Source organism: Sutterella sp. KLE1602 (assembly GCF_001578585.1).
Lineage (GTDB): Bacteria > Pseudomonadota > Gammaproteobacteria > Burkholderiales > Burkholderiaceae_F > Sutterella > Sutterella wadsworthensis_A.
In genome coordinates, this window is record NZ_KQ968557.1 from 1 (window position 1) to 405 (window position 405).

The window sequence follows — 405 nt, forward strand, 5'->3', positions numbered from 1 at the left end:
TCACCATTATTCTGAAGGAGCGAACGCGTGAAGCATCCGCTGTTCAGGACGTATTGGTGAAGATCGACCCGGGTTCCAAAAGCACCGGGATAGCGGTAGTGAGGAAGGACAAGAAGGATGTGCATCATGCCCTTGCCTTCATCTGCCTCAACCATCGAGGCTCGAAGATACGTGATGCTCTGACCTCCAGAAGGCAGCTTCGCCGAGGACGCCGGAGCCGCAATCTTCGCTACCGTGCACCACGGTTTCTGAATCGGACAAAGCCGCAGGGATCGCTTGCGCCCTCTCTACGGCATCGTGTCGATACTGTCATGTCCTGGATGAATCGCTTGACGAGGCTTGTTCCTGTCACGGGTTTTGTTCAGGAGCTGGTGAAGTTCGATACGCAGCTGATGCAGAACGCGG

1 protein-coding gene is annotated in these 405 nt (G+C 55.6%); it reads left to right on the top strand.

What is annotated here, in order from left to right; all coding sequences use genetic code 11:
- Positions 1-11 precede the first annotated feature (11 nt).
- On the top strand, positions 12-405 hold a 394-nt coding region (locus HMPREF3036_RS12605), incomplete at its 3' end, for an RRXRR domain-containing protein (RefSeq protein ID WP_369818388.1).